This window comes from Sodalis sp. RH14 (assembly GCF_047324285.1).
Classification (GTDB): Bacteria; Pseudomonadota; Gammaproteobacteria; order Enterobacterales; family Enterobacteriaceae; genus Acerihabitans.
Genome location: NZ_CP178739.1, coordinates 379,130 through 398,128 on the forward strand (window position 1 = coordinate 379,130; position 18,999 = coordinate 398,128).

The 18,999-nt window shown below is 64.0% G+C and carries 18 protein-coding genes; 12 read left to right on the forward strand and 6 right to left on the reverse strand.

The annotated features are described in order from the left end of the window. Positions 1-88: 88 nt before the first annotated feature. Complete coding sequence (entS, locus tag ACL2XQ_RS01640) at positions 89-1,372, forward strand: enterobactin transporter EntS (protein ID WP_413728972.1); 1,284 nt, start codon at positions 89-91, stop codon at positions 1,370-1,372. Positions 1,373-1,446: 74 nt separating this feature from the next. Here entS and fepB read toward each other — a convergent pair whose 3' ends face one another. Beyond that, on the reverse strand, positions 1,447-2,382 hold the full coding sequence (gene fepB / locus ACL2XQ_RS01645) for a Fe2+-enterobactin ABC transporter substrate-binding protein (protein ID WP_413730978.1): 936 nt from the start codon (positions 2,380-2,382) through the stop codon (positions 1,447-1,449). A gap of 251 nt (positions 2,383-2,633) precedes the next feature. Here fepB and ACL2XQ_RS01650 point away from each other — a divergent pair, with 251 nt between their 5' ends. The 4 genes from ACL2XQ_RS01650 to dhbA are packed head-to-tail and all read left to right on the forward strand — an operon-like array spanning position 2,634 to position 7,062. After that, a complete protein-coding gene (locus ACL2XQ_RS01650) occupies positions 2,634-3,806 on the forward strand; it encodes an isochorismate synthase (RefSeq protein WP_413727279.1) in 1,173 nt (390 codons plus the stop codon). 11 nt (positions 3,807-3,817) lie between these two features. After that, positions 3,818-5,449 (forward strand): (2,3-dihydroxybenzoyl)adenylate synthase, encoded by a 1,632-nt coding sequence (locus ACL2XQ_RS01655; RefSeq protein WP_413740495.1) that lies wholly within the window; start codon positions 3,818-3,820, stop codon positions 5,447-5,449. Further along, positions 5,450-6,307: an isochorismatase family protein gene (locus ACL2XQ_RS01660; RefSeq protein WP_410012399.1), complete on the forward strand. Its 858-nt coding sequence runs from the start codon at positions 5,450-5,452 to the stop codon at positions 6,305-6,307. It abuts the gene before it with no gap. Continuing rightward, positions 6,304-7,062: a 2,3-dihydro-2,3-dihydroxybenzoate dehydrogenase gene (gene dhbA, locus ACL2XQ_RS01665; RefSeq protein ID WP_413727278.1), complete on the forward strand. Its 759-nt coding sequence runs from the start codon at positions 6,304-6,306 to the stop codon at positions 7,060-7,062. Before ACL2XQ_RS01660 ends, dhbA begins: the two co-directional genes overlap by 4 nt. A 62-nt stretch (positions 7,063-7,124) precedes the next feature. Here dhbA and ACL2XQ_RS01670 read toward each other — a convergent pair whose 3' ends face one another. Further along, positions 7,125-7,880: an IclR family transcriptional regulator gene (locus ACL2XQ_RS01670; RefSeq protein WP_413739992.1), complete on the reverse strand. Its 756-nt coding sequence runs from the start codon at positions 7,878-7,880 to the stop codon at positions 7,125-7,127. Between the two features lie 85 nt (positions 7,881-7,965). On the opposite strand from ACL2XQ_RS01670, the gene ACL2XQ_RS01675 reads away from it, so the two are divergent. From ACL2XQ_RS01675 to ACL2XQ_RS01695, 5 genes are read left to right on the forward strand one after another with little or no spacing between them, the layout of a single operon-like run. Continuing rightward, positions 7,966-9,615: a hydantoinase B/oxoprolinase family protein gene (locus ACL2XQ_RS01675; RefSeq protein WP_413739994.1), complete on the forward strand. Its 1,650-nt coding sequence runs from the start codon at positions 7,966-7,968 to the stop codon at positions 9,613-9,615. After that, positions 9,612-11,654: a hydantoinase/oxoprolinase family protein gene (locus ACL2XQ_RS01680; protein WP_410012394.1), complete on the forward strand. Its 2,043-nt coding sequence runs from the start codon at positions 9,612-9,614 to the stop codon at positions 11,652-11,654. The genes ACL2XQ_RS01675 and ACL2XQ_RS01680 overlap by 4 nt, the downstream gene beginning before the upstream one ends. A gap of 25 nt (positions 11,655-11,679) precedes the next feature. Then, complete coding sequence (locus ACL2XQ_RS01685; RefSeq protein WP_413739995.1) at positions 11,680-12,459, forward strand: substrate-binding periplasmic protein; 780 nt, start codon at positions 11,680-11,682, stop codon at positions 12,457-12,459. A 42-nt stretch (positions 12,460-12,501) separates the two neighbouring features. Beyond that, positions 12,502-13,296: an amino acid ABC transporter ATP-binding protein gene (locus ACL2XQ_RS01690; RefSeq protein WP_413728831.1), complete on the forward strand. Its 795-nt coding sequence runs from the start codon at positions 12,502-12,504 to the stop codon at positions 13,294-13,296. Between the two features lie 49 nt (positions 13,297-13,345). Continuing rightward, a complete protein-coding gene (locus ACL2XQ_RS01695) occupies positions 13,346-14,035 on the forward strand; it encodes an amino acid ABC transporter permease (RefSeq protein WP_410012392.1) in 690 nt (229 codons plus the stop codon). Between the two features lie 4 nt (positions 14,036-14,039). On the opposite strand, the gene ACL2XQ_RS01700 is transcribed toward ACL2XQ_RS01695, so the two are convergent. Further along, positions 14,040-14,720, reverse strand: coding sequence for a TetR/AcrR family transcriptional regulator (locus tag ACL2XQ_RS01700; protein WP_413727274.1), 681 nt, complete (start codon positions 14,718-14,720; stop codon positions 14,040-14,042). Positions 14,721-15,017: 297 nt separating this feature from the next. Between ACL2XQ_RS01700 and bhsA (ACL2XQ_RS01705) the strand changes: the two genes are divergently transcribed. Together bhsA (ACL2XQ_RS01705) and bhsA (ACL2XQ_RS01710) are read left to right on the forward strand one after the other, a co-directional pair. After that, a complete protein-coding gene (gene bhsA / locus ACL2XQ_RS01705) occupies positions 15,018-15,275 on the forward strand; it encodes a multiple stress resistance protein BhsA (protein WP_413721983.1) in 258 nt (85 codons plus the stop codon). Positions 15,276-15,394: 119 nt separating this feature from the next. Beyond that, the gene (gene bhsA, locus ACL2XQ_RS01710; RefSeq protein WP_410012389.1) at positions 15,395-15,652 is read left to right on the forward strand and encodes a multiple stress resistance protein BhsA; all 258 of its coding nucleotides are present in this window, start codon (positions 15,395-15,397) and stop codon (positions 15,650-15,652) included. Between the two features lie 151 nt (positions 15,653-15,803). Here bhsA (ACL2XQ_RS01710) and ACL2XQ_RS01715 read toward each other — a convergent pair whose 3' ends face one another. From ACL2XQ_RS01715 to cytX, 3 genes are all read right to left on the reverse strand, one after another. Further along, complete coding sequence (locus tag ACL2XQ_RS01715; RefSeq protein ID WP_410012388.1) at positions 15,804-16,331, reverse strand: DUF1993 family protein; 528 nt, start codon at positions 16,329-16,331, stop codon at positions 15,804-15,806. Positions 16,332-16,502: 171 nt separating this feature from the next. Beyond that, entirely contained in the window at positions 16,503-17,690 is a 1,188-nt protein-coding gene (locus tag ACL2XQ_RS01720) for a DUF1615 domain-containing protein (protein WP_413728966.1), read from the reverse strand. A gap of 10 nt (positions 17,691-17,700) precedes the next feature. Beyond that, entirely contained in the window at positions 17,701-18,972 is a 1,272-nt protein-coding gene (cytX, locus tag ACL2XQ_RS01725) for a putative hydroxymethylpyrimidine transporter CytX (RefSeq protein WP_413739996.1), read from the reverse strand. Positions 18,973-18,999: the final 27 nt, after the last annotated feature.

Consider the following 18,999-nt stretch of genomic DNA (forward strand, 5'->3'; position numbering starts at 1 on the left):
TTATTACTCGCAATAACTTATGATAGCATGACTGCTTCCCTGATTGCAGCGCCCAGTGGCGTCGAATTCCCCGGATAGTTAGCGTCTTATGCAAAAACCCTCGTATTTACTCGATATCAGCCTGCTGAAAACCCACCCCGCCTTCCGGGCGGTTTTTATCGCGCGGTTTTTGTCCATCCTGGCGCTCGGCATGCTGGCGGTGGCGGTGCCGGTGCAGATACAGGCCATGACGGGGTCCACCCTGCAGGTCGGGCTGGCGGTGACGCTGGCGGGCGGCGGTATGTTCGTCGGCCTGCTGGCCGGCGGGGTGATGGCGGATCGCCGCGAGCGGCGCGGGCTTATCCTGTTTGCCCGCGCAACCTGCGGGGTGGGGTTTATCGGCCTGTGCCTTAACGCGCTGCTGCCGGTACCGTCCCTGTTCGCGATTTATCTGCTGGCGGTGTGGGATGGTTTTTTTGGCGCGGTGGGGGTGACGGCGCTGCTGGCCGCCACGCCGTCGCTGGTCGGGCGGGAAAATGTCATGCAGGCGGGCGCCATCAGCATGCTGACCGTGCGCTTCGGCGCCATTTTATCACCGGCGGCGGGCGGACTGGTCATCGCCTCCGGCGGGGTGGCCTGGAACTACGGGCTGGCGGCGCTCGGCACGCTGCTGACGCTGTTGCCGCTGCTGCGCCTGCCCAGGCTGGCGCCGCCTCCCCAGCCCCGGGAACACCCGCTGCACGCGCTGGCCGGCGGCATGGCCTATCTGTTTCGTCATAAAACCATCGGCCTGGTGGCGCTGATCGGCGCCCTGCTGACCATGGCAAGCGCGGTACGGGTGCTTTACCCGGCGCTGGCGATAAGCTGGCATATCAACGCCGCCCGGCTGGGGTTGATGTATGCGGCGGTGCCCCTGGGCGCGGCGATAGGCGCGTTTACCAGCGGCCGCGTCGCCGCCACGGCGCGGCCGGGAAGAATGCTGTTGCTTACCGCCGTCATGGCGTTTATCTGCGTCGCGGCATGCAGCCTGATGCCGTGCTACGCGCTGGCGCTGCTGTGTCTGGCGGGCTTTGGTTATTTCAGCGCCATCAACTCGCTGCTGCAATATGCATTGATACAACAGCTGACGCCGGATCATCTGCTGGGCCGCATCAACGGCCTGTGGACCGCGCAGAACGTCACCGGCGACGCGCTGGGGGCGCTGGTATTGGGGGGGTTGGGCACCCTGATGCCGCCGGGGCTGGCCGCCGCGGCGTTCGGCCTGGCGGCGGCCCTGGCGGGGCTACTGCCGGCGCTGGCGCTGCGGGGCCTGCGCGCCGTGGATATGGCGCGGCATCGGGATCAGGGCCGGCCGGCGGATGAAATCCCGCCCGCCGGCCGCAGTGAGCCATAACCGCCATGAATCCCCGCCCGGCTGGGAATGGCCGCGGCATGACGCGGTTAGCCACGCGGCAGGACGGGGAAAGATCACGGCTTGGCGAACAGCTGTTCCAGGCGGGCCAGCACATTGCTGGCGCTGTAGTAATCAAGGCGGAAGGTGTCGTTGCCAAGGGCGTAGACCCGGCGGTTTTGCACCGCCGGCAGATGCGCCAGGAACGGATTGGCCAAGAGCAACCGGGCGCTGGCGTCATCGCCGGCAAACAGCAGGAAGGTTTGCCCGTTCAGGCCGGCGGCCAGGTTTTCGCCGGACAGCTGGACGATGTCCTTGCGCACGCCCATGCTTCGGCCGCCGACGGGGGTGGCGGGCGGTTCGGCCAGCGTAAAGCCCAGCTGGCGCAGCAGCTGGCCCTGCGGCGAATCGGCGGTCCACAGGTTGGCGGCTTTGCCGTCCGGCTGGTATACCAGGGCGGATACCGGCTGCGGCGGCAGCGCCAGATGCTGTTTCAGCGCCTGCCGGCGGGCGTCGAAGCGGGCGATGACCTCCGCGGCCTGCGCTTCATGGCCGGTGGCTTGTCCCAGCTCCCGGGCCAGGTCCTGCCAGCTTTTATCGTCATAATTGACCACCAGGGTCGGCGCCAGCGGCGACAACTGATCGTAAAGGCGCAGGGCCGAATCGCCGCCGGTGGCGGCGATAATAATCAAATCGGGATTCTGGCCGGCGATGGCCTCGGCATCCGGTTCGCCGATGTACAGGCGTTTGACGCCGCGCTGCCGGGCGACATCGCTCCACTGGCGAAAAAAACCCTGCTCGTCCGCGACCCGGTTATTCGGCGTGGTGGCGCCGCTGGCTATCACCGGCGCCCCGATGGCCAATAGCGAGCCGGTAAGGGTGACGCTTGTGGATACGATGCGCTGCGGCATGTGATCCAGGGTAATGGCGCCATGCGCGCCCGCCACCTGCCGCGGCCAGCCGTTCTCAGCGGCGCGCGGGGACGCGGCCGCCAGCAGTAAGGGCAGGGCCATCAGGGCGAGCCAATTGCAGGCGGATCGGTGCCGGGACAATAGAGTGATCATGTCTGGTATTCCTGGGGTAGGGGCTGGTTTTGTCCGCCTTATGATGACAAAAAACGGGCAATCAAATCCACCCTTGCGCGGGTGAGGCAGTGTTTACGTTCATTGACACGGCAGATTCTACGACGTAGTTTATGTGCTATCAATACAAATGATAATTATTATTATTGTGTTTATCATTTGATAATAGCGGAGATCGTCACGTGGAATTTTCATTGTTTCGACAGACAACACCAGGCGACGCGGATGCCATTATAAACGGATTTTTTTTCATGTCGCCTTATCGCAGCTTCGTTACCCAGGGTCGTTTCTGCGCCATCAGCGCGCCCGCGGGCAGGGGTGATCAGCCCGATGGCGTGTTTCAGCGGGAGCTGCGCCACGCCTTCCGGCGCGCCAGAAACGCCGGCATTGAACGGCCGCTGGTGGTGGGGGCCATTCCCTTCGATGCCGACCGGCCCGCGGCGCTGTTTATCCCGCAGCGCAGCCAGGGGTTCGATCGCGAGATGTTTTTGCAAAGCCGGAATGTGCCCGCCGAACCCTTGCCGCAGGTAACCGGCAAAATCGAGCGACCGCCGGAGCGCGACTTTAAACACATGGTGGCGCGGGCGGTGGAGGCCACCGGCCAGCAACGGCTGAGTAAAGTGGTGCTCGCGCGCCTGCTGGATATCACCACCCGGGAACCGGTGAATACCGCGGCCCTGATGCGGCGCATCGCGGCCCAAAATCCCGCCAGTTACAATTTCCATGTTCCCCTCGACAACGGCGCCCTGCTGGGCGCCAGCCCGGAGCTGCTGCTGCGCAAGACCGGCAACCGGTTTTACTCCACGCCGCTGGCGGGTTCCGCCCGGCGCGACGCCGAGCCGGGCCGTGACGCCGCCGCCGGCCGCCAATTGCTGGATTCAGTCAAGGACCGCTATGAGCATCAGCTGGTTATCGACCAGATGCGCGAAGTGCTGGCGCCCTACAGCGCGGGTTTAAACGTGCCGCCCGTACCCGGCCTGGTCAATACGCCCACCCTTTGGCATCTGGCCACCGCCATCGACGGCGAGGTGGCGGACCCCGCCGTCAACGCCCTGGCGCTGGCCTGCCTGCTGCATCCCACGCCCGCGCTGTGCGGCGCCCCCACCGATCGCGCGCGGCGCTTAATCCAGACCCTGGAACCCTTCGACCGCGATCTGTTCGGCGGCATGGTGGGCTGGTGCGACGAGGAGGGCAATGGCGAATGGGTGGTAACCATCCGCTGCGCCAGGGTGGCGGGCAACCAGGTGCGGCTGTTCGCCGGCGCCGGCATCGTGCCCGCCTCCCTCCCCGACGCGGAGTGGCGCGAAACCGGCGTCAAGCTCGATACCATGCTGAGCGCGTTCGGATTGCATTAACAGGAGAGATGATGAGCATTGTATTTAACCGTTGGCCGGATGAGTTCGCGGCCCGCTACCGCGCCAGGGGATACTGGCTGGATTTGCCCCTGACCGATATTATCGACCGCCGTAAAGACAGCGGCGCGCTGGCGGTGGCCTGCGGCGAGCGCCGCCTGAGCTACCGGGATATCAACACCTTGTCCGACCGGCTGGCCGCGGCCCTTGCCCGGCGCGGGCTGGCGGCGGGGGATACCGCGCTGGTGCAACTGGGCAACGTGGCGGAATTTTACCTGGTGCTGTTCGCCCTGCTGAAAATCGGCGTGGCGCCGGTAAATGCCCTGTTCAGCCACCAGCGCAGCGAACTTACCGCCTATGCGCTGCAAATCAGGCCGGCGCTGCTGATTGCCGACCGGCAGCATGGGCTGTTCAGCGATAATGGCTTTATCGATGAACTGCGGCGGCAGCATTCGTCGCTGCGGGTGGTGGCGATGCGCGGCGACGACGCGCCGCAAACAAGTTTACAGGCATTATTCGACGAAGCGCCGGGCGCGTTCACCGCCGCCCCGTCGCCCGCCGACGAGGTGGCCTTTTTCCAGCTGTCCGGCGGCAGCACCGGCACGCCGAAGCTGATTCCGCGCACCCATAACGACTACTACTACAGTATTCGCGCCAGCGTGGACATCTGCCGTTTCGATGAGGATACCCGCTACCTGTGCGCGCTGCCCGCGGCCCATAACTACCCGCTGAGCTCGCCGGGCGCGCTGGGCGTGTTTTACGGCGGCGGCAGCGTGGTACTGGCCAGCGATCCGAGCGCCAACGTCTGTTTCCCGCTGATAGCGCAACATCGGATCACCGTCACCGGGCTGGTGCCGCCCGCCGTGACGCTGTGGCTGCAGGCGATGGAACAATGGGGCGACAGCGGGCAGCTGGCCAGCCTGCAATTATTGCAGGTCGGCGGCGCCAAGCTTGGCGAGGCCCTGGCCGCGCGCATTCCGGCGGAGCTGGGCTGCCGGCTGCAGCAGGTGTTCGGCATGGCCGAAGGGCTGGTGAACTACACCCGGCTGGACGATGACGACGAACATATCTTTACCACCCAGGGCCGTCCGATATCGCCGGATGATGAAGTCTGGGTGGCCGACGGGCAGGGCAATCCGCTGCCGCCGGGCCGCGTGGGACGCCTGATGACGCGCGGGCCTTATACGTTTCGCGGCTATTACCAAAGCCCGGAGCACAACGCCGCGGCGTTTGACGCCGACGGGTTTTATTGTTCCGGCGATTTAATCGAGCTGACGGACGACGGCTACCTGAAAGTACAGGGACGCGAAAAAGACCAGATCAACCGCGGCGGGGAAAAGATCGCCGCCGAAGAAGTCGAAAACCTGTTGCTGCGCCATCCGCACGTGGTGAATGCGGCCCTGGTATCCATGACCGATGCGCTGATGGGGGAAAAGAGCTGCGCCTATATTGTCGTCACGCAGGAGATCAAACCGGTGGCGCTGCGCCGTCATTTGCGCCAGCTGGGGGTGGCGGAATTTAAACTGCCCGACCGTTTTGAACGGGTGGACGCCTTGCCCCTTACGCCGGTGGGCAAGGTCGATAAAAAACGACTGCGCCTGCTGATCGACGCCGCCACCGCCACCCCCGCCACAGGAGAAAAATAAATGGCCATCCCGAAACTGGTTTCCTATGCCATGCCCACTCCGGCGGAACTGCCCGCCAATAAGGTCAACTGGGCCTTTGAGCCGCAGCGCGCGGCGCTGCTTATCCATGATATGCAGGACTATTTCCTTAACTTTTGGGGCGGGGACAGCGCGCTGGTCAGCCGGCTGGTGGAGAATATCGCCGCCCTGCGCCGCTACTGTAAATCGCAGGGCATTCCGGTGTTTTACACCGCCCAGCCGGCGCGGCAGAGCGAGGAAGATCGCGGGCTGTTAAACGATATGTGGGGGCCGGGGTTAAACCAGTATCCCGAACAGCAGGCGGTCATCGCCGCCCTCGCGCCCGACGCCGATGACCAGGTCCTGGTCAAATGGCGTTACAGCGCCTTTCACCGCGCCCCGCTGGCGGATATGCTGGCCGAGCGCGGCCGCAACCAGCTTATTATCTGCGGCGTTTATGCGCATATCGGCTGCCTGATGACCGCCGCCGATGCGTTTATGCGCAATATCAAACCGTTGCTGGTGGCGGACGCCCTGGCCGATTTTACCCGCGACGACCATCTGATGGCCCTGCGTTATGCCGCCGGCCGTTGCGGGCGCGTGCTGATGACCGCCGATTTGTTGCCGGCGCCCATCAGCAAGGCGCACCTGCGCGCGCTGATCCTGCCGATGCTCGACGACGACTGCGGTGATTTGGGCGATGATGACAACCTGATCGACTACGGCCTGGATTCGGTGCGCATCATGACGCTGGCCACCCGCTGGCGGCAGGCGCGCGCGGGGCTGGATTTTGTCGCGCTGGCGCGGAACCCGACCCTTAACGGCTGGTGGCAATTACTGGCGCCGGAGCATAACGTATGACTATCAGCCTGGATTTCAGCGGTAAGCGCGTCTGGGTGACCGGCGCCGGCCAGGGCATCGGCTACCAGACCGCGCTGGCGTTCAGCGAGGCCGGAGCCGACGTGGTCGGACTGGACCGGCGCTTTGCCGGCGACGGCTACCCGTTTCGCACGCAATTGCTGGATATCACCGATGCCCCCCAGGTCGAACGGGTGTGCCGGGCGCTGCTTGAGGAAAACCCACGGCTGGATGTCCTGGTCAACGGCGCCGGCATCCTGCGCACGGGGGCCACCGATAGCCTGGACCTCCAGGACTGGCAAGACTGCATGGCGGTCAACGCCGGCGGCGCGTTTAACCTTTTTCGCCATACCCTGCCGGTCTTTCGCCGCCAGCGGGCAGGCGCCATCGTCAGCATCGCCTCCAACGCCGCCCACGTGCCGCGCGTGGGCATGTCCGCCTACTGCGCCTCGAAAGCGGCGCTGAGAAGCCTGTGCATGACCGTCGGGCTGGAAATGGCGCCGTTCGGGGTGCGCTGCAACCTGGTGTCGCCCGGCTCGACCGATACGCCGATGCAGCGCGGCCTGTGGCAAAGCGCGGATGCGGAACAGCGGACCATTGCCGGTTTTCCCGGGCAATTCAAGCTGGGCATTCCGCTGGGGAAAATCGCCCGGCCGCGCGAGATTGCCGACGCGGTGCTGTTCCTGGCCTCGGAACATGCCGGCCATATTACCTTGCAGGATATCGTCATCGACGGCGGCGCGACGCTTGCCGCCTGATGCCGTTACGGCCCGCCGGGCGCTAATGCCGGCGGACGTGTTTCATCGCCGGCCGGCCTGCTTCAGTGCCAGCCCAGCCGGTTGCTCAATACTAGTGCATGGCGTTTCACCGCCGCGATAATATCCTCGCGCCGCTCGGCAAAACGGCTGGAAAGGGCCGCCACATTCAGCGCGGCCACGGTTTCCCCCTTGGCGTTCAGCACCGGCGCCGCCACCCCCGAACCGCCGATATCCATCTCCTGATCCGACACCGCGAAGCCGTCCCGGCGGGCCTTGGCGATATGCTGGCGGATAAGATCGCGGTCCACCAGGGTATGCCGGGTGTACTGCACGATGCGTTCATGGGCGAGGTAACGCTCGATCTGGCCGTCGTCCCGGGCGGCCAGCAGGGCGCGCCCCATGGCGGTGCAATAGGACGGCAGGCAACTGCCCAACGGCGACTCGTAACGCACCGGTTGGGTGCCGCTGCAACGCTCCAGGGTTTTCAGCCGGCAATCGCGGTTCAGTACCCCGAGCATGATGGTTTCGCCGCAGCCGTCGCGCAGTTCGCGCATCACCGGCCCGGCCAGTTCAATCAGCCTGGCCTCCGGCCCGCAGATCCAGCCCGGGCCGTTGCGGTACGTGTCGCTCAGCGTATACCGATCCGCCTCGCCGCGCACCGCATAGCCGCGCGCCACCAGGGTCGCCAGCAGGTTATGGGTGCTGCTTTTCGGGTAGCCCAACTCGTCCACCACCTCTTTCAGGGCGAGCGGTTTTTCCGCCTGCGCCAGCAGTTCGAGTACTTCCAATACGCGCACCGCGCTTTTGACTTCGTTCATGTATGTGAACCCTATTCTTGTTGCTGAACTTATTTTTACTGTGTTAGAACTCGGAACACAATCTTTTCCTGATACGGGATCCGCGATGAACCAAACAGCGCCGCTGGACCAGATAGCCATCGAGCTTGTCCGCAACGCCTTCCATTCCATCTGCGATGAAATGGCCGAGTCGCTGGTGCGTTCCAGCCACTCGCCGAATATCAAGGAGCGGCGCGACTGCTCATGCAGCGTCTATGACGTGGCCGGCGATATCGCCGTGCAGGCGGAGCATATTCCCATCCATCTCGGTGTGATGGCGGGCGCGCTGCGCCATATCCTGGCGGCGTTCCCGGCGGCGGAGATGGCGCCGGGAGACGTGTTCCTGGTCAACGATCCGTATTACGGCGCCAATCACCTGCCGGATTTTATCGTCGCGGGACCCTTGTTCGCCGGCGGCCGGATGGTCGGCTTCGGCGCCAGCATGGCGCACCATACCGACGTGGGCGGCCTGACGCCGCGCAGCATGCCCGCCACCGCCACCGAAATCTTCCACGAGGGCCTGCGCATTCCGCCGGTGAAACTGGCGGCCGCCGGCCTGGTGGATAACAATATCCTGACCATTATCGCCGCTAACTCGCGCCTGCCCGACGAGCGCATGGCGGATCTCGGCGCGCAAATCGCCACCATCCGCGTCGCCCAGAGCCGCATTGACGAACTGGCGCGCCGCTATGATACCGATCAGCTGCGTTACGCCCTGGCCGAGATTATCCGCCGGTCGGAGGCGGCGACCCGCGCCTGTATCGCCGCGCTGCCCGACGAGGTTTGGTACGGCGCGGCGGCGGCGGATTTCGGCGGCGAGATGATCCCGCTGCGGGTGGCGCTTTCCCATCAGGGCGATCGCCTGAAGATTGATTTCTCCGGCAGCGGCCCGCAGACCAACAGCCCGTTTAATTCCTGCCTGGCCAATACGCTGGCCTGCGTCTACATGGCCATCCGCATCACCCTGGCGCAGGGCATCCCGGCCAACGCCGGCATGTACCGCGCCCTTGAGATCGCCATTCCCGCGGGTTCCATTCTCAACCCCGTTTTCCCGGCGGCCATTTCCGCCGCCACCCAGGTGTCCTATCATACCTTTGAGGCGCTGATGGACGCGCTGTCCGCCTTTGCGCCGGAACGGGTGCTGGCCGGCACCGGCGGCGGCGGGGTGTTTTCTTTCGGCGGCACGAACCCGCTGACCGGCCGGCTTTTTGCCTATGGCGAGGCGCTGGGCGGCGGTTCGGGCGCCAGCAACGTGGCCGACGGCGAGAGCGGCATGATCCCGCCGGTGGCCAATTTGCACGACACGCCGGTGGAAGTGCTGGAAATGAGTTTGCCGGTGCGTATTTTACGTTATGAACTGGTGCCGGGTTCCGCAGGCGCCGGACGCCAGCGCGGCGGCTTTGGCCTGCGCCGGGAATTCCAGGTGCTGACGCCGGTGCGCTGCTCTTTCCAGGTCAGCATGCCCACGCACGGGCCGGGCGGCCTGCTGGGCGGCGGCGCCGGCGCGCCGACGCGCATTACCGTCACCGGGCCGGAAGCCGCGCCGTTGTCCATCACGGGTTTTAGCGAACTCTCCGCGGCGGCGGGCACGGTCATCCGGGTGGAAACGGCGGGCGGCGGCGGCTACGGCCCGCCGTGCGAACGCGCCGCGCCGGCGCGCGCGCAGGACCGGCTGTACGGCTATGGCGATATCCACATCAGGGAGGCTCAGGCATGAGCGGATTACTGGCCGCCGTTGACGTCGGCGGCACCTTTATCGACGTGGTGGTGACCAATCCCGCCACCGGCGAAACCCGCATCGCCAAAGTCCTGCACCGCAAGGGCGATCAGGGCAACGACATCCTGGCGGCGCTGGACGGGCTGGCGCGGCAGATGAATGCCGGCGCCGCCGACATCGATGCCGCGGTGGTGGGCACCACCGTGGTGACCAATGCCTTGCTGGAAGGCGCGCTGGCCAAGACCGCCCTGGTGACCACGGCGGGCTTTCGCGATGTGCTGGAAATTGCCCGCATGACCCGGCCGTCCTCCTATGATTTGCACGCCCGGCGCGCGCCGGTGGTGGCGCCCCGGCATTTGCGCCTGGAGGTGCCGGAACGCCTCGATCATCGTGGCGAGGTGTTGCTGCCCCTGGATGAGGCCGCGCTGGACCGCTGTATCGAACAGCTGCTGGAGGAAAAAGTGGAGGCGGTGGCGGTCAGCCTGCTGTTTTCCTTCGTCAATCCCGACCATGAGCGGCGTATCCTGGAAAAGCTGGCGGTGCTGGGGGTGCCGGTCTCGTTGTCCTCCGACGTGTTGCCGGTATTCCGCGAATACGAACGCACCGCCACCACGGTGCTGAACGCCGCCACCATGCCGGTGATGGCGCAGTTTTTAGCCGGCCTGCAAACCCTGAAAGACCAGGGACCGGCCCGGGCCTTTATCATGGGATCGGCCGGCGGCTGCCTGACCTTTGCCGAAGCCCGCCGTTTCCCGATAAAATGCGCCATGTCCGGCCCCGCCGGCGGGGCGGTGGGCGCGCTGGATCTCTGCGCCCGCCATGGCCTGGGGGAAGCGCTGACGCTGGATATCGGCGGCACCAGTTCGGATATCGCCCTGCTGCGCAACGGCGCCATCCCGGTGACCGACGAGCGGGCGATCGGCGGCTATCCGGTGGCGGTGGCCTCGGCGGAAATTGAAACCATCGGCGCCGGCGGCGGTTCGATAGCGTATCTGGACCGCGCCGGATCCCTGAAGGTCGGGCCGCGCAGCGCCGGCTCGACGCCGGGGCCGGTGAGCTACGGCCGCGGCGGCGAACTGCCCACCGTCACCGACGCGCATGTGGCGCTCAATCGCCTGGGGGTCGACAGCATGCTCGGCGGCGGATTCCCCCTCGACCGGGAGGCGGCCGTCGCCGCCATCGGACGGCATATCGCCGCGCCCCTGGGCGTCAGCTGGCAGCGGGCGGCGCACGGCATATTGCAAATCACCACCGCCAATATCGTGCGCGCCATCCGCGCCATGTCGGTGGAACGCGGTCACGATCCGCGCGCCATGACGCTTATCGCCTTCGGCGGCGCCGGCCCGCTGCACGCCGTCGACGTGGCGCGCGCGCTTGAGATTCCGCGCGTGCTGATCCCGTATTTTTCCGGCGTGTTTTCGGCCCACGGTATTTTGTCGGTGGATATCGCCTATGACGCCCAGCGCACCTGGCTGCGGGAGCTGTCCGCCATCGATGCCCACGCACTGGCGGAACTGACCGACGAGATGCTCGGCGCGCTGCTGGCCCGCGCCGCCGAAGACGGGTTTAGCGCCGGCGACCTGGCCATCGCCTGGTCGGCCGACCTGCGCTATCGCGGCCAGTCCCATGCGCTGACCGTGGCGCTGCCGTCGCCGGACGCGGCGGGCCTGGCCGTCAGCCGCTCGGCGTTTTTGGCCGAGCATCTGCTGCGCTACGGCCACGCCTCCGCCACTGCGGCGGTGGAGCTGCTCAACCTGCGGCTGAAAATCAGCCGGCCGCGCGGGGGCGGCGGCGAGGTCGGCGCCGCGCCCGCGACGGCGGCCGAACCGGCCGGTCAACGCGATATCTGGCTTGATGAGGCCGAATGCGTCGCCTGCCCGGTCTATCAGCGCGCCACGCTGCCGGACCACTGGCGCGCTACCGGCCCGCTGGTGATTGAACAGTTCGACGCCGTGACCGTACTCGGCCGCGGCGATATCGCCGAGGTCCTGCCCGGCACGCGCGCCTTATCGATTCGCATCCACCCACACACCGACTGAAACCATTCACCCGAAGGAGCACCCTATGAGATTTTCTGCTAAGCACGGCGCGGCGCTGATTGTACTGGCCGCCAGCCTGACCGTCGCCGCCCTGTCGGCCCAGGCGCAGGGCCTGACCCAGCTGCGCGTTGGCGCCGATCCCAGCTACCGGCCGATATCCTTCGTCGATCCGTCGGGCAAGCTTATCGGCTTCGATGCCGATTTCGCCGCCGCCCTCGGCCAGCATATGGGGGTGCCGGTGTCCTATGAGGGCATGGCGTGGGACGGTATTATCCCGGCGCTCCAGGGCGGAAAAATAGACGCCATCACCAATCTGGTGATAAGCGACGAGCGCAAGAAAGTCGTGGCGTTTTCCCAGCCGATCATGACGCAAACGATTGTCGCGGTGGTGCGCGCCGACAGCCAGCATCCGCAGGCGACCGCCGCCGACCTGCCGGGGCTTAAGGTCGGGGTGATGGTCAACACCGCCGCCGCCACCGCGCTGCAGGGCATGAAGGGAGTAACGCCGGCCATGTATAACACCGTGGTGGACGCCTATAATGATCTGATGCTCGGGCGCATCGACGTGGTGGCGGTGGAAAGCGTCAACGGCACCTATATTGCCGCCAGCCAGTATGCCGGTAAGCTGAAAGTGGTGCCGAAGCCGCTCACCGACGATGTGAAGCTGAACGGCGTGGCGCTGCGCAGGCAGGACACCGACGGGCTGGCGCAGGTTAACGCCGCCATTGATAAAATGAAGTCGGACGGCACCCTGGCCGCCATCGCCACCAAATGGTTCGGCAATACCTTGAATGTGCCACACTGATTGTACTGCCAACGTTACCCATGAGGTCAACAGATGCCGGAAATGACGGAAACGCCGTCGGTGGAGCCAGAGCCGCCGATCCTGCGGATTAGCCAGCTCTGCAAGTCGTTTAACGGCGTGCCTGTCCTGACCGATGTCAATCTTGATATCGCGCGCGGGGAAACCGTGGCGGTGATTGGCCCCAGCGGGGCCGGCAAGACCACGTTGCTGCGCTGCGTCAATTTTTTAAATACCTACGACAGCGGCAGCGTGACCCTGCGCGGCGAGCAAATCGGCTACCGGCAGTTGGGCAACCGGCGGGTGGAGGATAGCGACGCCAATATCAGCCGGATGCGCCGTAAAACCGGCATGGTGTTTCAGCGGTTTGCGCTGTTTCCGCACCTGAGCGTGCTGGAAAACCTGATTGAGGGACCGACGCGGGTGCTGGGACAATCCCATCGCGAGGCGGTGGCGCGCGCGACCGCGACGCTTGCGTCTGTGGGACTGGCGGATAAGGCCCATGCCTACCCGGCCCGGCTTTCCGGCGGCCAGCAGCAGCGGGTCGGCATTGCGCGCGCCCTGTGTATGGAACCGGACGTGCTGCTGTTTGACGAGGTGACCTCGGCGCTGGACCCGGAACTGGTGGGCGAGGTGCTGGCGGTGATGCGCCGCCTCAGCGAGGAGGGGCGTACCATGCTGATGGTCACCCACGAGCTGCGCTTTGCCCGCGATGTGGCCGATCGCATCGTGTTTATGGAGCAGGGACGCGTGGTGGCCGACCTGCCGGCCCGGCAGTTTTTTGCCGAGCCGCCCAACGAGCGTATCCGGGCGTTCCTGACGGCCAGCGAGGCAAAATAAGCGCGCCGGCGACGGCAATATTTAATCTTGATACAGGATGGCGCGGGTTATGATGGAATTTGTGGCGGCCTATTCGCCGCTGTATTTGCAGGGCGTGCTGGTCGGTCTTTCTTTAACCGTCTTCGCTATGGCGGGCGCCCTGGTCATCGGTTTGCTGGTGGCGCTCGGGCGTTTATCCCGGCGGATGCCGGTGCGGCTGTTTTGTCTGGCGTATGTCACTGTTTTTCGCGGCGTGCCGCCGCTGGTATTGCTGTATCTGGTGTATTTCGGCTTGCCGGCCTGGGCCAGCCAGGCCGGCAGCCCGCTGCTGATAAGCCTGCTCAGCCCGCTGGATAACCGGCTGCTGGCGGCGACCCTGGCGTTTGCGGTTAACGCCGGCGCCTATACCGCGGAAAGCATTCGCGCCAGCATTACCTCGATTCACAGCGAGCAGATGGAGGCCGCCCGCTCCATCGGCATGACCTATCCGCAGGCCATGCGGCGCATTATCCTGCCGCAGGCGCTGCGGGTGGCGTTTCCGCCGTTGTGTAATGAGTTTATCATCGTGCTTAAGGGAACGTCGCTGGCGTCGGTTATCGGCGTTACCGAGCTGATGCGCAATGCCCAGATGGTGGCGTCGGCCACTTTCCTTAATCTTCAGGCCTACCTGCTGGCCGCCGCGTTTTATGTGGTGCTGGTGATCCTGCTGCAAGTGCTCGCCAGCGCCGTCGAACGCCGCCTGAGCCTGCCGAAAGGCTAAGGCGCTACGCTTTACTCTCCTTGCCCCTCATTCCCGCGTCAGGCTTGGGTACGGTCAGCGCCGGCCAAACCGCCATCCAGGTGGCCGCGATGGCGTGCAGATCATCCCGGCTGGCGCCTTCGCGCGCCTGTACCGACATGCCGTGCAGCGCGCAGACCAGATTCTTGGCCAGGCCTGCCGCGTCAATATCCGCCGCCAGCTCTCCCGTCGTCTGGCGCTGGCGGAAAAATGCCAGCAGCATATCCTCCTGCCGGTGATGGCGAGCGCGCAGCATCAGCGCCACGTCGTGCGAGGATGAAGACAGCGCCGCAGAGGTGCAGATTAAAAAGCAGCCCGGCGGCAGCGTCTCATTGGTAAACATCGCTGCGGCGTCGCGCAGGTAATCCCGCAGTACCTCATCCAGCGGGCGGCCCGCATCGGCCAGCAGGTTTTTACCCCGCTCGGCGTACAGCGCGATATAACGTTCGGCGGCGGCGCGAAACAGCCCCTCCTTATTACCGAACGCGCTATAAAGCGTCGGCGCCTTGGCGCCGGTGGCCGCCACCAGATCGGACATGGAGGTGGCTTCATAGCCATGGCGCCAGAACAGTTCCAGCGCTTTATCCAGCGCGCACTCCCGGCTGAACTGTTTTGGCCGGCCCGGTCCTTTGGCGGTTTTGACACACGCAGTCGGATGTGTGTCCATAAAATCCTCTCTTAATGATGGTGACGTATCAGTATATAATTAACGATCATTAAGAAAATTACAAGCACCACGTGGCAACGCAGGGAGGTGACGCATTGCCAGGGGAGTCGTAAAGGGGATAAAGACAAAAAATTTTCAACTTTAATCGTATTGTTATCAGTTGCTTAACTATTAAATTAACGATCGATAATAAAAAGAAGTTGCGTGCCGCGCCGCGGGAGGATAGTATTTAGTTATCGAACGTTAAGAAATTAACGTCGCCAACTGAATCCTGACTAACTTTAGAGAGTACATATCATGAAAAACGTAAAATATGCCGTTGCCGCCATCGCCCTGAGCGTTGTTTCTTTCGGTAGTTTCGCCGCCGACCTGGTTAACGCCGCACCGGCCGACCAACAGCAGGTCGGGGTGATTTCCGCCACCGGCGGCAGCAACCTGTCCTCGCTGGAAAGCCAACTGGCCGATAAAGCCGCGCAGTCCGGCGCCAAGTCGTTCCAGATCACCTCGACTACCGGCCAGAATAACCTGCACGGCACCGCGGTGATTTATCAATAAGTGTGGCCGACCGCGGGGCCTATCCCCCGCGCCGCAGATAAATAACAAACCCACAATCGTTAATTATGCGCTTACCCGCGGATAATGATAATGTCATTTGAATACAGAGAGTCGCTATCATGAAAAACGTAAAATATGCCGTTGCCGCCATCGCCCTGAGCGCTATTTCCTTCGGTAGCTTCGCCGCCGACCTGGTTAATTCAGCGCCGGCCAACCAGCGCCAGGTCGGGGTGATTTCCGCCACCGGCGGCAGCAACCTGTCCTCGCTGGAAAGCCAGCTGGCCGATAAAGCCGCCCAGTCCGGCGCCAAGTCGTTCCAGATCACCTCGACCACCGGTCAGAATAACCTGCACGGCACCGCGGTTATTTATGAATAATATAAAAAGAACGGAAGCGCCGTTTAACCGGCCTTCCGTTCTTTTTTATTCGCTATTATTGCGCCGTCAGCGCGGCGTCTTAATAGTTTCTCCCGCCGTTAACCTCCCTGTTTATCCGCCGCGTTCGCGTGCTCATCGCTTGTCAAATCACTTATTCAAATGAACCCAGATAATCGCTTTTACCTATAGCCAGGCCCTGGTTACGCAGGATGTCATAGGCCGTGGTGATATGGAAAAACAGGTTCGGCAACGCCAGGCGGAATAAATAATCATAGCCGGTGAAGGTTTTCGCCGTACCGCGCATATTCATCACGATGGGCCTTTCGCCGCTATGGGCAAACTGATCCTGGGACAGGCTGTTGAGGTAGGTGATGGTTTTGGCGATACGCTCCTGCAACTGCTCAAAGGTGGTCTCGGTATCGGGAAAACTGGGAATGTCGCCGCCGGACAGGCGCGCCGCGCAGGATTTTGCCGCGTCGCTGGACGACTGCACCTGCCGGGCCAGGCTGAACATATCGGGGGCCAGGCGGGCGTTGACCAGTTGGGATTCGTCGATGCCCTGCTCGGCGGCGTAAGCAACCGCTTTATGCAGCAGCGCGGACAGATTGTTCAGCGCCCGGATAAATACCGGGATCGAAGCCTGGTAGTAGGTCAGGTCATGTTGTGCCGGATTAGCCATTTTTCGTCTTCTCATCGTTATCGGACATCAGGATAGACAGCGGGCCGTTGATTCCGCCCGCCATCAACTTAGGGCGCGGCATCCGGCCCGTCAATGTTTTTTTAACGATCGCTATGAAATGTGATAACCCGGCGGCATTGGTTTCAGGTACGGCATACGCAGGCCAACGTCTCAGCCGGCCCGGTCGCGGGCCAGGCAGGCCAGGCGCCGTTCATCAACCCGCTTGGCGAACCAGGCGGTGGTCAGCTTGCGGGTTATTTTCGGGCTTTCCAGGGTAATGCCCGGCAGTATGGCGCGCGGCAACGGCTGGCCCTGGGTTTTATCGGCCAGGGCAAACACGCGCCGGTAAAGATCCGTTTCTTCAAAATCCAGACGTTCGCCCTTTTCCAGCGCCCGGCGGATGGCCGCGTCGCCGATATCCAGACGCTTGCCGATCGCCCGTACGGCCAGTTCCGTGGCGCTCGCCGCATCCGACCCATAGTTGACCAGATCGCCGTCAAGCGCCAGCTGCTTGCCGGAGAGGCGATTGACGGCATTCTGGAACGCGGCGTTGCGGCTGGCATACCAGCCGGCGTTGAAATCGGCGAAGCGGAAGATCTGCCGGGGATAATGGGTAGGATAGCCGAGTAAATGCACAATGCCGAAATACATGCCGCCGCGCCGGCTGAACACTTCGTGGCGGATCGAGCCCTCGATGGGGTAGGGGTAGCCGTCGGCATGTTCGGCGGCGAAGGCGATGCTGACCTGCATCGGCCCGCCGGTATGGACTGGGTTCAGGTTGCCGAACAGTTTTTGCCCCATCGGCACCATGCCGATAAAGTCCTCGAAAATGCCGCTCAGTTCTTTTTCATTGCGCACGTTGTCCAGGCGTTCGCTATAGGTCTTGCCGTTGGGCGAATTGATATGCAGCGCGGCATGGACCACGATCGCCGGGATATGCGCCTGCGCGGCGCGGCGGTCGATTTCATCCCAGGCTATCTTGCCCAGGCCCGCTACCGGCGCGTCGGCCTGCAGCCCTGATTCCTGCTGGGCTACCGCCAGTACCGAGCAGATATTCTCGCTATTGGGGTCGATATTGCGAACGGCGAACGCCGTATAGATATCCTTGGCCCAGCCCGCGCGATCGGCGGTATTGGCCGGCAGTAACCGGATGATATGCGCCTGGACGTCCGCCGGCTGCGGCTTGGCGGGCTGGCGCTGCTGGCTGCCGCAGCCGGCCAGCGCCAGCAGCAGGGCGATGCCCGCCCAGGGGCGGCAGGCGCGCAATAATGCCGCCGCCGGGCGGTTTCCCGCTTGGCGGGCGATCCTGTCGGCGGCCTGGGCAACAGGTGAAAATGAGATAACGCGGTATAAAAGCATGGCTTTCCTGTTAAACCTGACGGGGACGGCGGGACAACGCACAATGCAGCAGCCCCGAGATAAGCAGCGCCGGCAGGGTGGCGCCCACCTGCGGCAACCAGTGCGACATGGCCTGGTAGACCGCGATGCCGCAGACCCAGGCCAGGAAGGCCCGCCATGACAAGGCGGCGCCCGGGGCCAGGTCATGGCGGCGGCGCACCAGGAAATGTTCCACCAGCACCACGCCGAACAGGGGCGCGAACACCGACCCGATCAGCAGCAGAAAGTTTTCATACTGCGACAGCGGCACCCGCCAGGCTATCAGCGTACAGGCCAGGCCGATAACCAGGGTCAGCGGTTTCACCCGCAGCGGCACCAGCAGCGCCGACGACAGCGCCGCCGAATGGATATCGGCAAAGGCGTTTTCATTTTCATCGATAAGGATAAGCAAAAGGGGAATGCCCATGGCGGCGCCCGATAACGCCACCAGCAGCGCGCTGGTATCGTTATTGCTGACGAACGCCAGGGCATAGGCGCCGCCCAGGGCCATGATCCACAGACTGCCGCACAGATAGCCGGCCAGGGTGCCGAAAAAGGTTTGCCGGGCGCTTTTGCCGAAACGGGTGTAATCCCCCACCAGCGGCAGCCAGGATAAGGCCATGGAAATCACGATATCGCAGCCCGCCGCAAACGGCAGCGTGCCGTCGCCGGGGCTGGCGGCCAGCGCGCCCATATCCGCCCGCCGCCATAACGACCAGCTCAGCCAGCCGCAGGCAATAATCAACAGCCAGATGCCGAAGCGCCGCAGCACCACCCGGATAAACGCCAGCGGCCCCGACAACGCCAGCGCCGTGGCGCACAGGCCGAACAGCCAGGTCCACAGAATGGGATTCGCCCACGGACTGCCGCCGCCCAGGGCGCGCGTCGCCAGCAGGCTGGTCGCGTCACGCATCATCACAATTTCAAACGCGCCCCAGCCGACCAGCTGCAAAAAGTTGAGCAGCGCGGGTACCGACGCGCCGGTGTTACCCAGGCTGAAGGCCATGCCCGCCATGGACGATCGCCCGGTGTCATAACCGATAACGCCTGACAGCGCCAGCAGCACGCAGCCGGCCAGCGATCCGATGGCGATGGCGGACAGGGCGCCCAGCATGCCCAGGCCCGGCGTAAGAAGGGCGCCGGCCTGCAACACCGCCAGCCCCAGGCCTAAAGAGAACCATAAGGAAAAAAGATCCCGCCAGCCCAATACGCGCCCGCCAGGGGCAATCAACCGGTCGGGGGCATAAGTATCACTGTTTTTCATGGGGTTATCTGTTCGCACAAGGATAAG